This is a genomic window from Cytobacillus sp. QJM3NY_8 (assembly GCF_056173585.1).
In genome coordinates, this window is record NZ_CM149681.1 from 3,852,343 (window position 1) to 3,873,555 (window position 21,213).

A 21,213-nucleotide genomic window follows, 5' to 3' on the forward strand; every position below is an offset into this window, starting at 1 on the left:
TCACCATTACTTTTTTAAATTCTTTAGCTGGTCGCCTATCATATCACCAAGAGAGAAGCCTTTATTTTCTTCAGGAAGTTCATAGTCAGTCACTTCTTCCTGTTCTTTTTCAAGAAGATCTTTGATGCTCAATGACAGGCGCTGGTCCTGTTCGTTCACATCAAGAACCTTTACTTTTATTTCCTGTCCTTCGCTCAATACTTCGTGAGGAGTTCCAATATGCTTATGCGCAATTTGAGAAATATGGACAAGGCCTTCCACTCCTGGGAAAACTTCAACAAATGCTCCATATGACACCAGTCTTTTTACTGTTCCTTCAAGAGTGCTTCCTTTAGGAGCCTTTTCACTGATATTATCCCATGGCCCTGGCAAAGTCTCCTTAATGGAAAGTGAAATGCGTTCATTATCCCGGTCTACACTTAATACTTTCACTTTCACTTTTTGGCCTTCTTCCACAACATCTGAAGGCTTCTCTACATGCTCATAAGAAAGCTGGGAAATATGAACAAGACCATCGATCCCGCCAATATCAACAAATGCTCCAAAGTCAGTAATTCTTTGAACTGTTCCATCTAAAACCTGACCTGCCTGAAGGGATTCAAGCACTTGGTGTTTCTGTTTTCCTTTTTCTTCCTCTATTACAGCGCGGTGAGAAAGAATCAGGCGATTTTTATCTTTATCAAGCTCTACAATTTTAAATGTCATCGTTTTGCCTTTATAATCAGTAAAGTCCTCAACAAAGTGAGCTTCAACCAGGGAAGCAGGAACAAATCCGCGCACACCCAAGTCTACTACTAAGCCGCCTTTAACAACATCTTTTATTTCTGCTTCAAAAACTTCACCATCATTGAATTTCTTTTCAAGGGTTTCCCAGGATTTCCCGGCATCCACTTTTCGTTTAGAAAGAATAAGGGCTTCTTCCTCCACTTTTAAAACTTCAAGCTCGAGCTCATCTCCTTCTGAAACCGCATCGCTTGCTTTTTCAATATGAAGGCTTGAAAGCTCGCTGATTGGGATAATCCCATCCAATTTGCTGTCAGCAAGATCAACAATGACTTGCTTTTCTTCTACTTTGGTAACTTGGCCTTTTACCTTGTCACCCACCTCAAAATTTTTAACTTCTACTTGATTCATTTCCTCTGACATATGTATTCCTCCTTAATCCAATGGCTGCTTTCAAATTTTTAATCTGTATTCAACTGCCTGCCATCCAGGCAAGAACCCTGTGTCAGCAGCAGAAATACTCGAATGGCTATTTATTTTGCAGGCTATTTTTCAACTGTTGTTGAATGTCTCTTTCTGCCCTCATAAGAAAAGCGTAAACGCCTTGCCCATCCCCGACAAGAACAAGACTTGTGACCTCGAAGGGTCAGGGTGCTTGCGCTAGACAATTCTTGAAGTTCAAAGTAAAGGACAGCCTTATTTTTCGAATATTTTCGCCTTTTTAAAAAATGCCTTTTTACTAACTTCTTACAAAAGAAGTTTTTTGTCAAGCAAGAAGGTCTATGAATAATCTTCAATTAATTTACGTATTTCTGACATAATCAATTCAGTGGTTTCCTCTGCCGAGGCCTTTCTTTCCCTTAGCTCTTTCATATCAATTGGTTTACCATATACAACTTTTAATCTTGAAAAAGCTTTATAGGGGCCAATAATGGCGCAGGGAACGACATTCGCTTCTGACCTGAGAGCAAAAAAACCTGCACCTGCCAGTCCTTTCCCCAGCTGCCCCGTTTTACTTCTAGTACCCTCTGGAAACAGCCCTAAAACCTTTCCTTCTTTTAATATTCCAAGCCCTTTTCTTAATGCCTCTCTGTCACTCATTCCTCTCTTGACAGGAAATGCGTTTAGATCGGGAAGAATTTTCCCCAGAACCGGTACATTAAAAAGCTCTTCTTTGGCCATAAAATAAACTGGCCTTGGAGCATTAATGCCGACTACCGGAGGATCGAGATTATCTATATGATTGGAGCATAAAAGGACGCCCCCTTCAGCAGGAAAGTTCTCCTTCCCAATTACTTCAAATCTGTATATGGGTTTTAGAACTCCATAGACTGCTGCTTTGGCAAAAGAATAGAGATTCACTTTGAACCAATCCTTTCAATAGCCAGATCCATTATCTTATCGACTACCTGTCCAATTGACAAAGAAGTTGTATCAATCTCCTTTGCATCATCTGCTTTCTTTAAGGGAGCTACTTCGCGCTCAGAGTCCAACTTGTCCCTTAAGGAAATTTCTTCCTTTAGTTTTTCAAGATCAGATGGATATCCCTTCTGGATATTTTCGTTATGTCGCCTTACAGCTCTTTCATCGACAGAGGCTAAAAGAAAAATCTTTACTTCTGCATGGGGCAGGACATGAGTTCCGATATCCCGGCCATCCATTACAACTCCTCCATTTAAAGCAAAGCTTTGCTGGCGCAATACCATTTCTTCTCTAACTAGCTTATGCATGGAGACTATAGAAACAGAATTTGTCACTTCAGAAGTCCTGATTTCATTTGTCACATCCAGCCCGTCCAGATAAATTAATTGCCCTTTTTCGCCTGGCTGCAGTTCAATAACTGTATTGTTTAGAATCTCCATAAGAGAAGCTTCATCTTCAAGACTTGCATTCTTCTGAATAGCTTTATAAGTCAAGGCGCGATACATGGCACCAGTATCAATATATATGTAAGATAATTTTTCTGCCACAATCTTTGCTACTGTACTTTTCCCTGCAGCAGCTGGGCCGTCAATTGCAATTGATATACGTTTGCTCATAGTTCCTCCTGTACCCCTGGCCGCTTCTTTCCCAGGTTCATTCAGCTTTATTTTAACATAATAAGTCTGCATCAGTGCATAATTAAGCTGTTTTTTAAGTCTTGCAAATATTAAAAAATAGCCCCTGAAAGGCTTATAAATGATCGATTTTCCCGACTGCCGGGACAAAAAATAAGCAGGCGCCTGCCTGCTAATAATTTTCCCTGAACGTTTCAAGCAGCTCAGTGAAATTCTGATCTGTAACACCCTCATACTGAGTCAGCTGCTTTAATTCCGGAAAAGCATCCATATGATGAAAGAAAAATTGAGTGAACAGCAAGAAAACAAATTGCACAATAATTAACTTTAGAATAATCCTCTCCACCGTTTTCATTAATGCCATCTCTCCAACTGGTAAAATAAGAATAAGCCAATAGACTTCACCATCTATTATGAGAGATGAATATAAAAAATATTCCTTTATTTATATTTCCAGGCCTTTTTTCTTCATTGCCAGTTGCCTATCGAAACAAAATCGCAGGAGCAATTGTCTATCCTGGGGGCTTACCTCCAAAAACTGAACAGAAATAAGCGATTTTCCATTTTGAGGTTCAGAAACTCTGATTACCTTACTTTTAAGCCGTAAATAATAATTGTCGCCGTTTTGCATAGTTAATACGAAATAAGTGAGTATTTGCATATTCGCTATTAAAGAGCTGCCTGTTTGTGCGATGATTGCAGCCCCGCCAGCACTAATATCATCCGTAACGGATACAAAAGGACTAAACTCATTACTTTCCGGGTGGATAGCAACATCAACGGGTGTTTCAACCCGGACAAACTGACGCCGCTGAATTTTTACCAAATGTTCGTCCCCCGGATATGATAAAACAATCATCGGGATCTTCAACTTAACTCTTCCCATAACCTCGCTTTCGAAAAGATATACCGTCCCATCTTCAGCCAAAAAGGTTGCCTTCAGCTGAGTCCCATCGAGCAGGAAAGCAGTTTTATTTGTTTCCTGTACTATCGGATAATCAATATATAGATTATTTCCTTCTCTTTCAACAAGCTTGCATTTATATTTCTCGGATTTTTCCGAGTATGTTAATTCGAGCAGCACTGTCTCTCCAATATTTATCACACTGACACACTTCCCTTATTAAAAGGATAAACTTGTCATTTAATTATGACCGGTATAAAAGATTCCCGCAATAGCATTTTTAAAAAACTTAGGCAAAAAGACCCAAGTGCTTCCTAAAGCAAAAAAAGAAAGCCTATACGGCTTTCTCTACAGTACATCTTCAAATACTGGCTCAGCATTTTTTAGCTTTTCTACTTTTTCTTCTTGTCCTGTTTCTGCGTTTATATAGATTCTGTAGGTATCTTCACCCAATGTGCCTAGAATTTCATAACAGGAAACTTCCTGTTTTAAATCATTAATGATGATTGCCCGTCTGTCTTCCATGACTTTAAGCTGTGGATTCACCTTGGCTCTCGCCTCTTCTGCAGTAATTGCAGGCTCAGGAATTTCTCTCTGGTGATGAGCTTTTAAATAATCCTCAGCAGAAAAGGCTGCCATACTGCCATTATCAAGCGCAACTTTCACACGAATGGAGTCCGGATAAATTCTTACGCCATCCTGATTGGATACGAAGGTAAATACGCCTAAATTGTCATACTGAGCACTCTCGAATAAATCAAGGTCCTTGAAGCCATTTTCTTTCAGAAATTTAATCGCATTATTGCTTGCTTCATTAAGGCTTACTTTTTGTTTCGCCACTTCCCGATCCAGTATGAACCAGATAGGATACCCGCCTTTCTTAGTGATATCCATGTTTGCTTCTTCTTTTGTTTTCTTATTTTGAATACTGACACTATAGAACCCGTAATCAGATCCTTTGCCGTTTTCAGTCACTCTTATATTTACATTTTTCCCCAACTTTGCATATTGCTGACCTATTCGTGCAGCTTCTTCTTCTGTTATTTCTTTACCTTTAAGATATTTGTAATTTTCATCCTTCCTCTGCATATTTACAAATGCCGGTCCAAAGTCTGTCTCTCCATAGCCTTCAACCGTTTTTTCCACTGTCTTAAATCCATCTATGATTGTATTATCTGCAGCTTCCCCATTGGAAGCGAGCGCCATTTCTACATCCATCCACCGTAAGTTCTTTTCAAGCACCATATGCTGAACTTTGCGCAAATCCTGCTGAACATCAGCCGACTGTTTATAGAGCTGCTTTAGCGCTTGATATTCTTTATCCGATAAAGGTTCCTTCTCCAAATCCCTTACTGCTGTCCGATAACTGAAATCTCCAATATTGGATAGAAACTCTTCTGTTTTATTGAAAGGAAGAAGTGAGAGAGGCAGCTGGCCAACATCTGAGTGGGCTTCTGAAGTCAATCTCCACACTTCTGCCAATTCAGGTGATAGTGAAGCTCTCGAATTCATTGCTAAGGTTGTTCCGATTTTGTCATGCAATAGGTCAATTTGGTAAGTTAAATCATGAAATGCCCTTTGATAATTATTTTCGGCATTAATTAGGATTGCATTTTTCTCCCGGTGTTCCTGATAACCCCAAAACGCTGTACCGGCAACACCCAGTGCAAGTACGCCTATGAGAATTCCTCTAAGCATGATCATTCACCCCTCTATTTACAGAATATATGTTTTCCAATCTGCTTGATTTGCGGCCGTGTCCAAATCCATCCGCTTGTTGCTGTATCCGGGTTAAAGTAATACAGTGCCTCGCCTGTTGGATCCCATCCATTAATGGCATCAAGGACGGCCTTTTTTGCAGTTTCATTCGGCGTTAACCATATCTGTCCATCGGCCACGGCGGTAAAAGCACGCGGCTCAAAAATAACGCCAGATACAGTGTTCGGAAATGATGCACTTTCTACACGGTTTAAGATAACTGCGGCAACTGCCACCTGGCCTGTATACGGCTCTCCTCTTGATTCTCCATAAACTGCATTGGCCATTAACTGGATATCATTATCTGAGAATCCGTTAGGCACATTTGCAGCAGTCGGCTGTTTAGGAGCTTCCTGCTGCTGTGCCGTTCCCCCGGAAGATCCACCTTGCTGAGGCTTAGTCTGCTTTTCAGTGTCCACCCCGCCGTAATGGGTAAATTTATTGCCCTTATTAATTTGTTCTTTCACATACTGTTCATTATACTTGGATGCTTTTACGAGCTTATTTTTTGTTTCCTGGCCAGCAAGCCCATCTATCGGAAGGCCGAATTCATATTGAAAATTCCTGAGTGCCCAATAGGTTCCCCACCCAAAAACTCCATCGATTTTCCCATTGTAGAATCCTAAATACTGCAGGCGGGACTGAAGCTCGATTACATCATTTCCCACTGCTCCGTGCTGGATAACCTGGTTCGAAAAGGCATTAGCTTTGTCCATATTCCCGCTAAAAGGAATTCCTAGAATACAAAGGGAGATTATGAGTAAAACCTTTCCTGCCAAAAAATTCTTTTTCATGGATTTTAACCTCCAAAAGTCAATCTTTTTTCATTGACCCTATTTTTTGTAGTCCTTGGCTTTTTATTCAATAACTTGAGTCTTTTTACTTTTGGTTTATTTTCGGCAAAATAAAAAACCCTCCATCAAGAATGGAGAGTTTTCTGTAAATCAAATTGATTATTCATGTGGTTTAGACTATGTGCCCTTGCTTTTTTGACTTTTCTTAAGCCCAGCCACCAAAGGAAGATCATAAATGGGAACATGATAAAAATCCAATGTTTTAAGGAGATCAGGATATAGTCGTAAATACCGTGAAGGAGAAAAGGTATAAAGAGCGAAAAGGCTATCCATTTTTTTGTCGAGGTTGCCGAGAATTTTCCTTTTCCTATATAATAGCCCATGATAACACCAAAGAGAGCATGACTGGAAACCGGAAGCAAGGCCCTTCCAAGAGCGTGTTCCACACCGAGTGCGACGAGATAGAAGATATTTTCTGCAGTGGCAAAGCCAAGTGATACAGAAGCACCATACACAATTCCATCATATGGTTCATCAAATGTTATATGCTGATAAATAGTATAAAATAATATAAACCATTTAAAGAATTCTTCCAGCAGACTTGATGACAGAAATGCATCCATCAAACTAGACTGCAGCACCCCTTCAGTCTCTAAAACATACTGGATGAACATGATAGGGAATACGAGCAAAGCACCAAACAAAAAAGTTTTAAAAACCATTGATATGGGTTCAGACTCATATTGATCTTTTAAATAAAAATAGCTTAATAATGCCAACCCCGGCGCGATGCCAGCGGATAATATTCCCAGCATGAGCTGCCCTCTTTTCAATCTGTTTTCTTAATCGTATCATGATATAGAAAGAATTAAAATGATTATTCAAATATTGGAAAACAAAATATTTCACATCATATTTTGAGTCAAAGCTAGAATTGGGGGATTAACATGGAGAAAAAAAAGATACTTGTTATACACACTGGAGGCACCATTTCAATGAGTGAGGATGCAGCAACTGGTGCTGTAAAGCCAACAGATAATAATCCATTAACTGAAAAAACAAAGGAACTGCTTTCCCTTGCAGAATTACTGGTTGAAGAGCCTTTTCATCTCCCTTCACCGCATATAACACCTAGAGAAATGCTTAAATTGAAGGAAATCATTGAAAAAAACCTGGCAAAAGAAAAAATTAGCGGCGTAGTCATTACCCATGGAACAGATACATTAGAAGAGACAGCCTATTTCTTGGATCTGACTGTTAAAACATCTCTTCCCATCGTTGTTACTGGTGCAATGAGATCAAGTAATGAAATCGGCTCTGACGGACTTTACAACCTAATTTCCTCCATTCGCGTGGCTTCATGTGAAGAAGCAAAAAACAAAGGGGTTCTGGTTGTTCTAAATGATGAAATTCATACTGCGGAAAATGTGACAAAGACACACACAAGCAATGTATCTACTTTCCAAAGCCCGCAGTATGGACCAATCGGAATAGTCACAAAGAGAGGTGTATTATTCCACAACACGCCCACAAATAGAGAATATTATCCTTTAAATGCTATTGTTAAAAAAGTCACACTTATTAAAGCATTTGCCGGAATGGATTCTTCTTTGCTTTATGCGATAGGTGATTTAGATTTTGACGGAGTTGTGATTGAAGCACTTGGACAAGGCAATTTGCCTCCAGCCACAATTGAAGGCATTAAGGCTCTTACAGAAAAGAACATTCCGATTGTATTGGTTTCCCGATGTTTCAATGGAATTGCACAAGATGTGTATGGCTATGACGGAGGCGGAAAGCATCTAAAGGACATGGGTGTTATTTTCTCAAATGGACTAAACGGGCAAAAAGCAAGAATTAAACTGCTTATCGGACTGGAAACCCAGCAAAATATCGAAGAGATTTTCCAAATATAAATTGGCAATAACAAAGGCTAATCACTTGTGATCAGCCTTTGTTATTGCCTTTTTCAATTATAGCTTTTGCTATTTGTCCGCCATGGAATCTGCCATTTTCAATAAAAATTTCGTTGGCATTATTCCCGGCAGCTATTACACCCGCAATAAATATTCCAGGGACATTCGTTTCCATCGTTTCAGGATTAAATTGAGGGCGGCCCGTTTCTTCATTTATTTGAATTCCCATACCCCTTAAAAATTCATGGTCAGGATGGTAGCCGGTCATGGCAAATACAAAGTCGTTCTCAATGTCAAAATGCTGGCCACCTGCCATGTAGGTCAGCTTATTTTCACTGATTTCTTTCACATGTGCATTAAATTCCATTTTGATGACGCCGTTTCTGACTAAGGACTCAAACTCAGGGAGAATCCATGGCTTTATGCTGGGTGAATATTCTGTTCCGCGATAGATCACCGTAACTCTGGCTCCTGCTTTAACCAGTTCGATCGCAGCATCGACGCTTGAGTTTTTCCCGCCAATTACCGTTACGTCTTTATCAAAATAAGGATGGGCTTCTTTGAAATAGTGAAACACCTTTGGCAGATCCTCCCCTGGAACTCCCATGTAATTTGGATGGTCGTAATAGCCTGTAGCAATTACTACGTAATTGGCGGTATAAATGCCCTTATCTGTTTGTACTTCAAATACATCAGATGGATTTTTAATTACTTTGAGAACTTTTTCAAAGGCATTTACCTTGATCCCTTTTCTTTTTACAACTTCCCGGTAATAAGTTAGTGCCTGGTTTCTCTTAGGCTTATAATTTTCTGTTATAAAGGGTACCCCGCCGATTTCGAGCTTTTCGCTCGTGCTGAAGAAGGTTTGGTGTGTTGGATAGTGGTAAATTGCGTTTACAATATTGCCTTTTTCGATAACAAGCGGGTTTCTCCCAGCTTCCTGAAGGGCTATGGCAGCTGCCAATCCGCATGGTCCTCCGCCAACAATAATAGCGTCTATATTCAAGATTCTCACTCCTTAATCAATACCCATGAAAAAAGTTTCATGTTGCTGTTTTTCTTACAAATAATTGTTTTAGCCTATAATATGCGCGTTCAAATCAGCATGGGGCACTTGCTTTCCGCGCGGAGAGATGAGAGCCTCCTCGCTTCCGCCTGCGGGGTCTCTCACTTCCCTAACCTCCTGCAGGATACTGAATAAGCGTCCTAGAAATAACCCCCCACGAAGGAAATGCGGATGAATTCCGTGGATAAAGTGCCCACAGCGAAGATCAACTCAACAGGTAAACTTAGTTTGAAGATAAAAAGCAACAACCTTTACTGAAAACAACTGAAAAATCTCCCATCAGTTTATGATAGGAGATTTTTTATGATTATTCAAATGTCTTACTTTCACCAATGGGATTTATAATTAAATCCATCCGCGGAATCTTGAAGCTTCCGCCATTTTTCTCACACCAACCATATAAGCAGCCAGGCGCATATCCACACGGCGGGTTTGGGACGTCTGATAAATATTATCAAATGACTTAACCATTACCTTCTCAAGCTTTTCTTCTACTTCTTCTTCGGTCCAGTAATATCCCTGGTTATTTTGCACCCATTCGAAGTATGAAACCGTTACTCCTCCAGCCGAGGCCAGCACGTCAGGCACAAGCAGAATTCCGCGCTCGGAAAGAATTCGTGTTGCTTCCAAAGTAGTTGGGCCGTTAGCCGCCTCCACTACAATGCTCGCTCTTATATTATGTGCATTTTCTTCTGTTATCTGATTTTCGATGGCCGCAGGAACCAGAATATCGCAATCAAGTTCAAGCAGCTCTTTATTTGTAATTGTATCATTAAACAACTTTGTCACAGTGCCAAAGCTATCACGGCGATCCAAGAGGTAATCGATATCAAGACCGTCTGGATCATATAAACCGCCATAAGCATCTGAAATGCCAACAACCTTTGCACCAGCATCATGCATAAACTTTGAGAGGAAACTTCCAGCATTACCGAATCCCTGAACAACTACTCTTGCACCTTCCAGATTAATGCCTTTTTTCTTTGCAGCTTCGCGTATGCAAATTGTAACCCCTTTAGCTGTTGCTGATTCCCGTCCATGTGAACCGCCTAGTACAAGTGGTTTACCTGTAATGAAGCCTGGAGAGTTAAATTCATCAATCCGGCTGTATTCATCCATCATCCATGCCATGATCTGCGAATTGGTAAATACATCAGGTGCAGGAATATCCTTAGTCGGTCCCACAATTTGACTGATTGCCCGTACATAACCGCGGCTTAGCCGCTCTAACTCACCGAAGGACATATCGCGAGGGTCGCAAACGATTCCGCCTTTACCTCCGCCATATGGAAGATCCACAATTCCGCATTTTAAGCTCATCCAGATTGACAGTGCCTTTACTTCCTTTTCAGTTACATTCGGGTGAAAACGAATACCGCCTTTAGTAGGACCAACAGCATCATTATGCTGGGCCCGGTAGCCAGTAAAGACTTTTACTGTTCCGTCATCCATCCGTACAGGGATTTTCACTGTCATCATGCGAATTGGCTCTTTTAGAAGCTCATAGACCTCATCAGAATATCCCAGCTTCCCTAAAGCCTTATGTATGACAGTTTGAGTCGACCTTAAGACGTCCAATTTTTCAGCTTTATTTGAATCAGTACCTTTCTCGGCTACCATTTGTAAACCTCCTAGAAAAATCACTTTCATTAGTTGTCCGCTTCCATGGATTAGTATACACCTTTGCCTAATTTATGCAAGAAGAATAATGTACTTTTCCTCATTTTTTAATATTTTCATGAAACCGCTCTCAGCCCTGGTATTAAAGGGAATTTTCTGTTTACTCCTAGTACCCGTTTTCCCGTTTTAACCTAAAGGAAACATCCATTTCCCTCTTTACTGTTTAGTTAAAAACTTTTCCATTTTTATGCTATTATTGCATTTGATTGACTATACTTGTTTTACCCAATTTTTATATAGTTCATGACCATTTAATCCAAAATCACTGTATTTCGCTGTAATCATCCTCCCTGATAATCTGTGCGGGGAAGATTGCCTATGTTCAAAAAAAAGAAAGAGGATTTCCCTCTTTTCAGCCTTATGAAAAGTATTTTACCAGCTCCTTTACTGCTTGGGACTCGATAAGTACTTTCCCATATTCCTGAATAACATGTATGCTGGTAAAGGCTGAATCACCGTACTCAGCTAGTATGGCAATTACTCTATGAACGTTTTCTGCCGCTATATCAGTAACATGATAATAATACTTCTCTTTATAAGAATAAAGGCTTCCTTCCTCAATCTGTACACGATTCAGCTCTGCAGCCATTTGAATTACATCTTCAAAATCCTGGAACTCGAATAATATATCTTCACTGCCCTCAACAGTTACTTGCATTTCAATAAAACCATCCTCAAGGAGCTCTTCATCATCCATCTGCTCCTCCATTGTAACGATCATAACCATTCCCTGAGACTGCATGGAGAATATCTCCACAGCAACTGAACCTTGAATATCTACACCAAATTCTTCACTTGCCTCTTCCAGCATCTCATGAAAAAGCTGATGCCATTTAAGTGAATCCTTCCAGACATCTTCCTTAGTCAGTCCTCTATCATTTAAATCATCTAATGTGAGAAAGATTTTGATTTTATTATAATTCAAACGTTCTAAGCGCATAATAAGCCCCCTGACCTGAACCAACTCTTTGATTTAGTGTATGAAACATTGCGCAGTTTGTGAGTCGTCTTATTTTGTATGGCTAAAAAGAAAAGACCCGGCAATTTACCGCCAGATCTTATCTTATTGGAGCCGTTTTCTAATCCATTCTTCCCATTCATTTGTGGAACTGCCGGGAATTAACTGTCCATACTTCGTTTTTTCTTCATTACTGAGGGTATCAATCCCGAATCCCCCAATGCCTACATGCAAATTCCCATAAGTCTCTGCAAGGCTCTCTGACAGTTTTAGGGTTTCTGGTACGTTGGACTTCATCGTACAGGATAAGAATATAAACTTTGGTTTAACTATCTCAATCACAGTTTCGATATCTTCTTCAGCGATGCTTGTCCCAAGGTAAACGACTTCAAATCCTCTTCTGCGCAAAAATAAAGTAAAAATTAATAGCCCTAATTCGTGAGCTTCACCTGGTCCGCAGACTGCTATCACCTTTGGCAGAACTCCGTTATGCGGAAAAGAATGCAGAATCATCCCAATTCTGGATCTTAATATAGATGAGGCAAAATGCTCATGTGCACTTGTTATTTTCCCCTCTTCCCATTGATGCCCGATTTTTACAAGAAGTGAACCTAATATATCAATAAGAACTTTATCTATTGTATAAAAACTGAAAGCCTGATTAATTAAATCATGTGCTTTTGTTTCATTAAACTGAAGGAGAGCTTCGAGCAGCTCATTGGCGAGGGCACCAGACCGATCACCTTCCTTATCCATCTGAAGCGGCTCGGCATTCAGTTCCTTATTTTCCAGAAGGGAAACAGCCTGACTTATGGAAAAACCCTGATCCACTTTCCTGATCAGCCATTTTAACACTTTGATATGTTCCTCTGTATAAAGCCTATGGCCAGATTCATTTCTCTTTGGAGCAACAATTTGATACCGTCTCTCCCATGCTCTTAACGTTCCTGGCTGAATGCCGAGCATCTTAGATACAGCCTTAATATTATACTTTCCTTCTTCAGTTGCCATACCCAGCCCTCCATTCATTACTAATTATAAAAACCGCCGGTGGAACTGTAAAATCTGGGTGTGTTTTATTTTCAGCCCTTATTAATTGTAATGAAATGAGTTTCCGGCTTTGCCCCCAGCCTCAATGGCACACCGGTCGTACCATAGCCGTTGCTGATCAGAATAGTTGTTTGCGGCAGCACTTTTATCCGGCCCTTCTCATAAGGACCAAACCCGAAAATGCGAATTTGCCCGCCATGTGTGTGTCCACTTAACACCAGGTGAATATTTTGTTCTTTTGTTATACTGTTAATGATTCTTGGATCATGGCTGACCAGCACCTGAAACCCCCCTGAGCCTGCATCCTTAAGTGCAAGGTCGAGCCGATCCCTATCCTTGCTTAGATCATCTGTTCCCATCAAAATAAAACGTTCTCCTTCATTTGATTCAAAGGAAAGGGCAGTATTATCTAGAATTTTTACTCCGCATTCGAGAAGCAGAGCATCGAGCTCGTGGTAATCCGCTTCATAGTCATTATTCCCCCAAACGAAATAGACGGGCCCGCATTCCTTTAATCCCAAAAGGTTCTTCTTTACTCTTTCAAAAGGGACTCCTTTTTCCAAGAGATCGCCGCCGATGATGACCAGATCAGGCTTCTTTTCTTTAACCTCCCCGATTATCGATTCTGACACCGTCCTCTTATGAATATCCGAAATAAAAAAAAGCTTTACTTCACCGAAGCTTTCCGGAAACTCAGGAAAAGAAAGCTCTTTATATATAATTCTATCTGCAAATGCCTCACTAAACATATACATTAGTAAACACGCACCGCCAATTATGGCCAAAGCTATTAGGTATATCATAAATCCTCCTGCCATCAATCGCCTTCGATCAGTCTTCGGCAAGATTGATTTTCTTGAAATCTAAAGAAATAATACCATAAATTACTGAAAAACAGAAAAGGGCAAATGCTTCCCATGGCGAAAGGACTGACAAAACAAAAAAGCCTCCAATTAGCAATAAACTCAGCACAGGCCCAAATAAAGCATCCATATGTTTTAATGACCTCATATTTTTTAAAAGCCTGGCAGTCCACTCGATAATACTTCTGATGATCTCTGCGTTGGCTATAAAAGCGATAAGGAAAAAAATCATTCCCATGACGAAGCCCGCCGGCTCCAGTACAAAAATGACAATCATATCCGAGATGCCCATTGGAATAGACACCGGAAAAAATTTAATAAATAATATGCCGCTAATAAAGCCTGTAAATAGCTTCAGCAAAATAAAAAACAAAATAAATCCCTCCCATACAAAGTGTATGAGAAGGATTTATTTTGTTGACTATATTTACTCTAGTCCTCAGTTATGTCCAAAACACGGAAACCGGATTTTTCAAGCCGGCTGATGAACTTATCCATATTATTATTTTTTTCAACCTTCATCACGATGCGGCGGACCAGCTTGTCTGTTTCATCAAAGGTAACAAGGGAAATGATGTGTTCATGGAAATAATGAGCGATTTCGGCTAAACGTGCAATTCGCCCTTCCGCTTCTACCGAAGTAAACGCAATCCTGACACCGGATTTATTGGTTCCGAAGGCCGATTGGAATTGAGCGAGAACATCAAAGCGTGTAACAATGCCCAGAAATTTTCGATTATCGCCCAAAACTGCAAGTAAAGGGAAATCCTTTAAATCCAGAAGCGTTTTTTCAAAAATCTCATTTCCTTTTAAATATTGCTCCTGATGTGTGGCAATATCCTTGACCAGTGTTCCTTCCAGGAAACCCTCCTTTGAATTACCTGACAAAAAGAAGTTCTCATATATTCCATATCTCGTAATTATGCCGGCATATTGTTCGCCATCCAATACAGGAAGCCCGTCAATCTGATGGTCCTCCAGCAGAGCCAGAGCTTCTTTCAATGGTGCATCCTGTCCGATTGTATAACAGGTATGTTTGGGGATCATGATACTTTTCACAAACATTGCCATCACCTCAGAGTAATATTAATTAGACCTAACATTTAATTTCGCCATCACCTCAACTTTCCCTTCTTTTTATTAGAGTAAACAATCATAAAAACACTGCACTTTTCATAAGTTTCAATGACGCATAAAAAGGAGGGATTATGATGAATACACTCCGTAAAACCTGGCACCCTTATGTAAGCCCATTTGACCCTTGCACTCCTATAAAGGTCAAAACTTATTCCACTCCTCCAAATCTATATATGGGATTTCAGCCGCCAGGGCTTGAACAATTTACGCCAATGGAGGCTTTAAGAGCAGGAACGCTTTGGAAGGCTTTCTATGATCCATGGTACAGTCCCTATGAAAAAGCCAGGGAGGGACAATAGCCATGAAACAATTGCCGGCAGATTACTATCAGCTTCTTGAACAGCTCCAGGCTGTGGATTTTGTCCTTGTTGAACTGACTCTATACCTTGACACTCATAACAATGATTCTGAAGCCATTAAGCAATTCAATCACTATGCAAAGGAACGAAAAAAACTGAGAAATGCCATTGAGAGCAAGTATGGTCCATTAATGCAATTTGGACACAGCTATTCCGGCCAGCCTTGGAATTGGGATGATGCACCGTGGCCTTGGCAAGTATAAATTTTTTCCCGGCGCCTTCTTATATGAAGGCGCTAAATAGGAATATATCTGGATATTTGAAAGGAGCTGAGAAAGAATGTGGGTTTATGAAAAGAAGCTGCAATATCCGGTAAGGGTAAGCACATGCAACCCCAAACTGGCAAAGTTTCTAATTGAACAATATGGGGGGGCTGACGGAGAACTTGCTGCTGCCCTAAGATATTTGAACCAGCGTTATTCTATACCTGATAAGGTCATCGGGCTACTTACAGATATTGGAACAGAGGAGTTTGCCCACCTGGAAATGATCGCAACAATGGTATACAAATTAACGAAGGACGCTACGCCTGATCAAATGAAAGCCGCTGGTCTCGGTGATCATTATGCTGACCATGATAACGCACTGTTTTACCATAATGCTGCAGGTGTTCCTTGGACAGCTACTTATATCCAGGCAAAGGGAGACCCAATTGCAGATTTATACGAAGATATCGCAGCAGAAGAGAAAGCCAGAGCAACCTATCAGTGGATCATTAATATGAGTGATGACACGGATTTAAATGACGGACTCCGGTTTTTAAGAGAACGAGAGATTGTTCATTCACAGCGCTTTAGAGAAGCCGTGGAAATTCTTAAGGAAGAACGGGATAAGAAGAAATTCTTTTAAAAGATACTTAACAAAAAAGAAGCAGGCAAGCTGCTTCTTTTTCCATTAACTGCACTGTCATTTATTCTCATGATAAAGATTTATATCATAATTTTTTTTCATCATTTCGAAAACAGTATGGCGGTTTTTCCATTCATCTTCTTTTTTCCAAAGGTCTTTGCTCTTATCTATTATTTCACACCTTAGAGCATGATATTCTTTTTCTGCTTTTTCTCTTTTTTCCCTCAGAAGGTTCATAAGCCCATATAGGCCAACAGAAAAAACGAGCAAATAGAAATTAGCTGACTGATTGACAAAAGCCGAAAACATGGAAGCAAACGAGTAAGAGTAAGGCTGCATAACACTTTTATAAATATATAAAAAGAATAAAAAAGAAATAAAAACAGTTGCCCACATGGCAAGTAAATGCCAGGACTTGAATCGATCAAATTTTTGCTTTCTCTCTACCACTTTCTCAAGCATTTTTCTGGTAGCCTGATCTGTACGTTCGTCAAGCATTCTAATTGGCGATTCCAATACTCTCCCTCCCTTTCTCAATAATGTATGAGCCTGTCCATTATTATATGACTAAGAAAGAGAGGCCGCTGCCTTACCTGTTTCCGCTCCTTCTATTGCTCAAGCGGAATCTTTAATACCTGGCCCGTTTGTATTTCATTCGACGGCAAATTGTTGGCTTGCTTTATTTTTTCAATTCCCGACTGGGATTTATAATAGGTCATGGCAATTCTAAAAATTGTTTCCTTTGGTTTGACCGTATGGTAAACAACTTTGCCTTCCGTTTTTAATTCTTCCTGTTCCTGTTTCCCGGCAGTTTTGGAAGAGTCTGTACTTTCAGGTGCTGTTTGCTGGGCTTGCTTTTTGGAATTGGATTCAGATCCTTTATCTTCTTTATCAGTCGTTTGAGAGGCCTCTTTTTCCTGCTGGACTTTGGCATCTTCTTTTACTTGAACGCCCTCAGCTTTTTCAGGTTTCTCAGGTTCCTGGGATTCCGGCTCTTCTCTTACTTCTATGGTTGTCCCTTCCCCTTCATCATTTGTGGCAAAAACGACCGTTTCAGAACCGGTTTCTTCATTTTCTGCATTTAACCCGGCATTAATGCTTTTATCACTACTTACATATTGATATATACTGAAAATGGTGATGGGCAAAAGGATAAAAAATAAAGCAAGCAGGCGAATAACTGGGTATTTAACCTTCCATTTACTCTTTTTCCTTTTTTCCTGGTGAACACGGCTCCGTGGCGGCAAAGCGGATTTTTGCCCGCTATATTCCGCTTCCTGTTTTCGGTCAATCTTCTTACGGAGTCTTTCAGCTTGATCTCTATAAGGGTCTTCTTTATTCATGTTTCATCCCTTCCTGTAATAAAAATCATAAGAAGTATATTTTGTGTGCTGCTGTTAATGATCGTTAATTGAATTGTCCTCTTCAGCTTTCCTTATAGTTTTTTTCAGGTAACGTTTTCGAATAAGAATACCAAGAAGAAAGTCAATCAGAAAATGCATAACAATCGTAACAAGCAAATTATTGGTTATATGATAAATATAACCTATTAAAAAGCTTAATGTAATAATATTTACAAACAAAAACCAATTAAAAAGATATCGATAATGAACAAGCGCAAAAATAAGACTGGAAATAGCAAGGCCGAAATGGGTCTGAATGACTCCCCTGAATAGAAGTTCTTCACTAAACGCCACCACAGCCGCAATAAAAGCAATATGGATAAAACTGCGATTCTGAAAGATTTTCTCATTTAATCCTCCATCATCATACAGCACTTCAGGGAGAACCTTCATCAACACGATATCAATCAGGACAACTGCAGCTCCTGCCGCCGCTCCAATTACAAAAATGTTTATATCATTGAATTCAAAAAGAGCTTGGAACTCCCCAAAACTATTAAACAATATAATACTTAGTATCAAAGAAATGGATAAAATAAGCACCTGAGTAAGATAAAGATGGAATAATAGTTCCTTGTCAGTCAATTCCTTAATAATGTCCGCGTATCTTTTCCTCATTTTGGTTCACTCACTTGGAATCAGGAGGTATTCCAGATGATTTTTCCAATCATACAGCAGGCTTTCCTGATTATCTGAATTTGTATTCCTTAAGAAATTTTCCAATTGCAAACCGCAAATATCGCAGCAGGATGGGACTGAGGCATTTTTTTCCTCATCAAAGCAGGAAAGTATACTCTCTCTCCGGCATGTCTTCTTGTAGATCCACTTATATACTTCCTCAATGCTATCCCTTTTCAGTTTGATTCTGCCTTCATAATACTCCTTCATCTCCTGCAGAATCCTTCTGTAATCGAATCCAGATTTGCTTTTCTTTTCAAAAAAATCATTAAAAATTCGCCACTGAACATCGGTCAAACCGGAACGCTGCTTAATTTGCTCTTCAAAAGGACCAATATTCTGGATCGCATTTGGGTTTTCTTCTATCCATTCCTTAATCCAATCAATTTGTGCTTTGTCAGGCAATTCACTTTCTGCAAGCTGTATGGGAAGCTGCTCATCACCCGGTGCATAGAGCATAATGGCTATACTTTGATTTCCATCTCTCCCTGCCCGGCCAATTTCCTGCAAATAGGATTCAATCTGAAGAGGCATATGAAAGTGTATTACATACCTGATATTATCTTTATTAATCCCCATGCCAAAGGCGCTTGTAGCACAAATAAGATCGAGCTGCCCATGAATAAACTGCTGCTGCACAAGGATACGGCTTTCCTGGTCCATTCCCCCATGGTAAGCCATCACTCTTTTGGCTCCTTTGTCCCTAAGCAGCTCAGCTGACTGTTCCGCCATTTTTTTGCTGGAAAAATAAATAATTCCAGGGCCCTGAAGGATTTCAGCAAGCTCCACAAGTCTCTCTGTTTTTTCACGGAAATTCTCTAACCTTTCTACAGATAATGCAATATTAGGACGGTCAACGGAGTATATAAATTCGCTGCAGTCCAGTATGCCAAGTGACTTTTTTATATCTGCTTTAACTTCAGCGGTAGCTGTAGCTGTTAATGCCAGAGTAACCGGGTTCCCTATAATTTTCCTGACTTCCCCCAGCTTTAAATAATCGGGTCTGAAATCATACCCCCATTGGGAAATACAATGAGCTTCATCCACAACAAATAAAGCAATGCGCAATTTCTTCAACTGTGATAGTACTGACTCATAATAAAGCATTTCGGGTGAAATAAAGATAAACTTATATTGATTCAGATGAATCAATGCCTGTTTTTTTTCTCCGCGGGTTAAAAAGGAATTGAATGCAATCACCTTTTTTTCCCCATTCATCATAAGGTGTTCAGCCTGATCCTGCATAAGGGACAGCAAAGGAGATATAATAATCACCTGACCTTCAATCATATATCCCGGCAGCTGATAACATAGGGATTTACCTGTACCTGTAGGCAGCATGGCAACAGTATTTCTCCCTGAAAGCACAGATTCAATGATCTCCTTTTGTCCAGGTCTAAAGGCAGAAAATCCAAATTTGCTCTGTAATAGCGCTTCTAATCTCATTGTCCCTCTCCAAGCTTTGCCATGACTAATCTGATTTCAAAATAATCGGATTCCGGCACCATTTGACGTATTTGCTTTAATTGCAATGAATCAGCACTGTTCGCTGCTTGAAGAATCAATTTCTGCTTCTTTTCTGAAACATAACTTGTGATATTAAAACCGCTGTCATTTAACGCTACCTCCACAACATGATCCTCAATTGTGCTTTTTTTCAAGTTTCTTGTTTTTGCGATCACATCCAAATCCAGTCCCTGTTTTAGCAGTGTATATGTTTTTTGAGCAGACAACGTTAGCTGAACTTCATTTCCTGTCCCGCTCACTAATTTATCGATAAGCGGATATTCGTCAGGATTTTCTCTTACGCTTGCAAGGATATGATGAATGGCTCCAAGGAACTGATGGTGATAATAATCATGACTGATTCCCAGCTGTTCTGAAGTCTGAACAGCAGTGAGGCCAATACGGTTATAGCCTGTCAGCCTCAATGTCAGTACAGCAGGATTAATATCACTTAGTCTTTCAAGGCACTGGCAAAGTTCCCTGTTTAGCACACTTCCTACTTCATTGCGGGCGAATCCAGATGTTCTCAAAAAGTATTTCAGCCATTCGTGAACATCTCTTTTTCTTTGAATAGGAAGGTATTTTACATTGTTATTATTTAAATGTGATATAACCTGGATTAAAAGAGTAATCCTCTCCCAAAACAGGTCACCTGCACTATGATACAGCCATCCGTTTAATGAAGACGGTATTGGACATTCTAAAAGAGACCTTTCCAGCTCTTCCTTACCATCTGAAGTCAAAATGTAATGCTTTTCATCAGTTGGAGTCATCCAGCTTTTGCTTACAATTTCTTGTGCAAGTTGATCCAGAACATCCCGGCTTAAACTTCCAAATGTTCTAAAAAGCGGGGTTAGCTGAAATAAATGAGCATCCTGAATGGTTTGGGAAGATTTTTTTCCATTGAGCAAATGTAAAATAGAATATATAGTTCTTTGTCCCTGTAATTCTTTAATACAGTACATTATTATAGTTTTTAAATAAGATCTTTCCATTTTTTTCACCTTACGGCCAAAGATTTTTTTCTTGTTTTAAGAAGCTTGTTGCCCTTCTTCCATTTTATCATGAAAGAAATCGGCAGGCCGTTTTAATTATTTATTCACAGGGTAAATTATGCCTAAACCCTTGTGTGATAAGCATTCTCAATACATTTTCTATTGAAAAGTTGAACATTCAGTTTTACAATAGATGTGAGGAATGTGTTACCATCATCTTGATGGACGATTAATTGTTTAAATCTTGGGAGGTTTTTTTCATGGCAAAGTATACAATTGTTGACAAAGAAACATGCATTGCATGTGGAGCTTGCGGCGCAGCTGCACCGGACATTTATGATTATGATGATGAAGGCATCGCTTTCGTTACCCTTGATGATAACCAGGGTATCGTTGAAATTCCTGATGTATTAGTTGATGATATGATGGATGCATTTGAAGGCTGCCCAACCGATTCAATTAAAGTAGCTGATGATGCTTTTGATGGCGATCCGCTTAAATACGAATAATCCTTCAA

At 39.8% G+C, this 21,213-nt stretch carries 25 protein-coding genes; 5 read left to right on the forward strand and 20 right to left on the reverse strand.

Annotated elements, in window-relative coordinates; translation table 11 throughout:
- Positions 1–6: 6 nt before the first annotated feature.
- From rpsA to prsW, 8 genes are all read right to left on the reverse strand, one after another.
- Positions 7–1,146 (reverse strand): 30S ribosomal protein S1, encoded by a 1,140-nt coding sequence (gene rpsA / locus AC0VZ9_RS19820; RefSeq protein ID WP_009332766.1) that lies wholly within the window; start codon positions 1,144–1,146, stop codon positions 7–9.
- Between the two features lie 357 nt (positions 1,147–1,503).
- The gene (locus tag AC0VZ9_RS19825; RefSeq protein ID WP_009332767.1) at positions 1,504–2,085 is read right to left on the reverse strand and encodes a lysophospholipid acyltransferase family protein; all 582 of its coding nucleotides are present in this window, start codon (positions 2,083–2,085) and stop codon (positions 1,504–1,506) included.
- Positions 2,082–2,762 (reverse strand): (d)CMP kinase, encoded by a 681-nt coding sequence (gene cmk / locus AC0VZ9_RS19830; RefSeq protein ID WP_026041598.1) that lies wholly within the window; start codon positions 2,760–2,762, stop codon positions 2,082–2,084. Before cmk ends, AC0VZ9_RS19825 begins: the two co-directional genes overlap by 4 nt.
- Before the next feature lie 190 nt (positions 2,763–2,952).
- Entirely contained in the window at positions 2,953–3,135 is a 183-nt protein-coding gene (locus AC0VZ9_RS19835) for a YpfB family protein (protein ID WP_009332769.1), read from the reverse strand.
- 90 nt (positions 3,136–3,225) lie between these two features.
- The gene (locus AC0VZ9_RS19840) at positions 3,226–3,885 is read right to left on the reverse strand and encodes a flagellar brake protein (protein ID WP_009332770.1); all 660 of its coding nucleotides are present in this window, start codon (positions 3,883–3,885) and stop codon (positions 3,226–3,228) included.
- A 147-nt stretch (positions 3,886–4,032) separates the two neighbouring features.
- Positions 4,033–5,382: a germination protein YpeB gene (gene ypeB / locus AC0VZ9_RS19845; RefSeq protein ID WP_009332771.1), complete on the reverse strand. Its 1,350-nt coding sequence runs from the start codon at positions 5,380–5,382 to the stop codon at positions 4,033–4,035.
- A gap of 14 nt (positions 5,383–5,396) precedes the next feature.
- Complete coding sequence (gene sleB, locus AC0VZ9_RS19850; RefSeq protein ID WP_009332772.1) at positions 5,397–6,236, reverse strand: spore cortex-lytic enzyme; 840 nt, start codon at positions 6,234–6,236, stop codon at positions 5,397–5,399.
- Between the two features lie 125 nt (positions 6,237–6,361).
- Positions 6,362–7,051 carry a glutamic-type intramembrane protease PrsW gene (gene prsW, locus AC0VZ9_RS19855; protein WP_009332773.1) on the reverse strand — a complete coding sequence of 230 codons (690 nt, stop codon included), beginning with the start codon at positions 7,049–7,051 and terminating at the stop codon, positions 6,362–6,364.
- Between the two features lie 132 nt (positions 7,052–7,183).
- Here prsW and AC0VZ9_RS19860 point away from each other — a divergent pair, with 132 nt between their 5' ends.
- Positions 7,184–8,152 (forward strand): asparaginase, encoded by a 969-nt coding sequence (locus AC0VZ9_RS19860; protein ID WP_019380375.1) that lies wholly within the window; start codon positions 7,184–7,186, stop codon positions 8,150–8,152.
- 31 nt (positions 8,153–8,183) lie between these two features.
- Here AC0VZ9_RS19860 and AC0VZ9_RS19865 read toward each other — a convergent pair whose 3' ends face one another.
- The 7 genes from AC0VZ9_RS19865 to AC0VZ9_RS19895 form a co-directional block, all read right to left on the reverse strand.
- Complete coding sequence (locus AC0VZ9_RS19865; protein WP_009332775.1) at positions 8,184–9,158, reverse strand: YpdA family putative bacillithiol disulfide reductase; 975 nt, start codon at positions 9,156–9,158, stop codon at positions 8,184–8,186.
- A 405-nt stretch (positions 9,159–9,563) separates the two neighbouring features.
- A complete protein-coding gene (locus tag AC0VZ9_RS19870) occupies positions 9,564–10,838 on the reverse strand; it encodes a Glu/Leu/Phe/Val family dehydrogenase (RefSeq protein WP_009332776.1) in 1,275 nt (424 codons plus the stop codon).
- A gap of 418 nt (positions 10,839–11,256) precedes the next feature.
- Positions 11,257–11,838: a genetic competence negative regulator gene (locus AC0VZ9_RS19875; RefSeq protein WP_009332777.1), complete on the reverse strand. Its 582-nt coding sequence runs from the start codon at positions 11,836–11,838 to the stop codon at positions 11,257–11,259.
- A gap of 123 nt (positions 11,839–11,961) precedes the next feature.
- Positions 11,962–12,867: a MerR family transcriptional regulator gene (locus tag AC0VZ9_RS19880; RefSeq protein WP_475396655.1), complete on the reverse strand. Its 906-nt coding sequence runs from the start codon at positions 12,865–12,867 to the stop codon at positions 11,962–11,964.
- Positions 12,868–12,938: 71 nt separating this feature from the next.
- On the reverse strand, positions 12,939–13,709 hold the full coding sequence (locus tag AC0VZ9_RS19885; protein WP_009332779.1) for a metallophosphoesterase: 771 nt from the start codon (positions 13,707–13,709) through the stop codon (positions 12,939–12,941).
- A gap of 28 nt (positions 13,710–13,737) precedes the next feature.
- On the reverse strand, positions 13,738–14,142 hold the full coding sequence (locus tag AC0VZ9_RS19890; RefSeq protein WP_009332780.1) for a hypothetical protein: 405 nt from the start codon (positions 14,140–14,142) through the stop codon (positions 13,738–13,740).
- Positions 14,143–14,201: 59 nt separating this feature from the next.
- The gene (locus AC0VZ9_RS19895) at positions 14,202–14,834 is read right to left on the reverse strand and encodes a CBS domain-containing protein (RefSeq protein WP_019380372.1); all 633 of its coding nucleotides are present in this window, start codon (positions 14,832–14,834) and stop codon (positions 14,202–14,204) included.
- 146 nt (positions 14,835–14,980) lie between these two features.
- Between AC0VZ9_RS19895 and AC0VZ9_RS19900 the strand changes: the two genes are divergently transcribed.
- The 3 genes from AC0VZ9_RS19900 (at position 14,981) to AC0VZ9_RS19910 (ending at position 16,114) form a co-directional block, all read left to right on the forward strand.
- Complete coding sequence (locus AC0VZ9_RS19900; protein WP_019380371.1) at positions 14,981–15,205, forward strand: spore coat associated protein CotJA; 225 nt, start codon at positions 14,981–14,983, stop codon at positions 15,203–15,205.
- A 2-nt stretch (positions 15,206–15,207) separates the two neighbouring features.
- Entirely contained in the window at positions 15,208–15,468 is a 261-nt protein-coding gene (locus AC0VZ9_RS19905; protein ID WP_009332783.1) for a spore coat protein CotJB, read from the forward strand.
- Positions 15,469–15,544: 76 nt separating this feature from the next.
- Positions 15,545–16,114: a manganese catalase family protein gene (locus AC0VZ9_RS19910; protein ID WP_009332784.1), complete on the forward strand. Its 570-nt coding sequence runs from the start codon at positions 15,545–15,547 to the stop codon at positions 16,112–16,114.
- 57 nt (positions 16,115–16,171) lie between these two features.
- Here AC0VZ9_RS19910 and AC0VZ9_RS19915 read toward each other — a convergent pair whose 3' ends face one another.
- From AC0VZ9_RS19915 to AC0VZ9_RS19935, 5 genes are all read right to left on the reverse strand, one after another.
- Positions 16,172–16,630 carry a YpbF family protein gene (locus tag AC0VZ9_RS19915; RefSeq protein ID WP_019380370.1) on the reverse strand — a complete coding sequence of 153 codons (459 nt, stop codon included), beginning with the start codon at positions 16,628–16,630 and terminating at the stop codon, positions 16,172–16,174.
- A gap of 92 nt (positions 16,631–16,722) precedes the next feature.
- Positions 16,723–17,457: a LysM peptidoglycan-binding domain-containing protein gene (locus AC0VZ9_RS19920; RefSeq protein WP_071157048.1), complete on the reverse strand. Its 735-nt coding sequence runs from the start codon at positions 17,455–17,457 to the stop codon at positions 16,723–16,725.
- A 54-nt stretch (positions 17,458–17,511) separates the two neighbouring features.
- On the reverse strand, positions 17,512–18,135 hold the full coding sequence (locus tag AC0VZ9_RS19925) for a CPBP family intramembrane glutamic endopeptidase (RefSeq protein WP_019380368.1): 624 nt from the start codon (positions 18,133–18,135) through the stop codon (positions 17,512–17,514).
- A gap of 6 nt (positions 18,136–18,141) precedes the next feature.
- Positions 18,142–19,641: a RecQ family ATP-dependent DNA helicase gene (locus AC0VZ9_RS19930; RefSeq protein ID WP_475396656.1), complete on the reverse strand. Its 1,500-nt coding sequence runs from the start codon at positions 19,639–19,641 to the stop codon at positions 18,142–18,144.
- Positions 19,638–20,696, reverse strand: coding sequence for a YpbB family protein (locus AC0VZ9_RS19935; RefSeq protein WP_019380366.1), 1,059 nt, complete (start codon positions 20,694–20,696; stop codon positions 19,638–19,640). The genes AC0VZ9_RS19930 and AC0VZ9_RS19935 overlap by 4 nt, the downstream gene beginning before the upstream one ends.
- Positions 20,697–20,956: 260 nt before the next feature.
- On the opposite strand from AC0VZ9_RS19935, the gene AC0VZ9_RS19940 reads away from it, so the two are divergent.
- Complete coding sequence (locus AC0VZ9_RS19940; RefSeq protein WP_009332793.1) at positions 20,957–21,205, forward strand: ferredoxin; 249 nt, start codon at positions 20,957–20,959, stop codon at positions 21,203–21,205.
- Positions 21,206–21,213 lie beyond the last annotated feature (8 nt).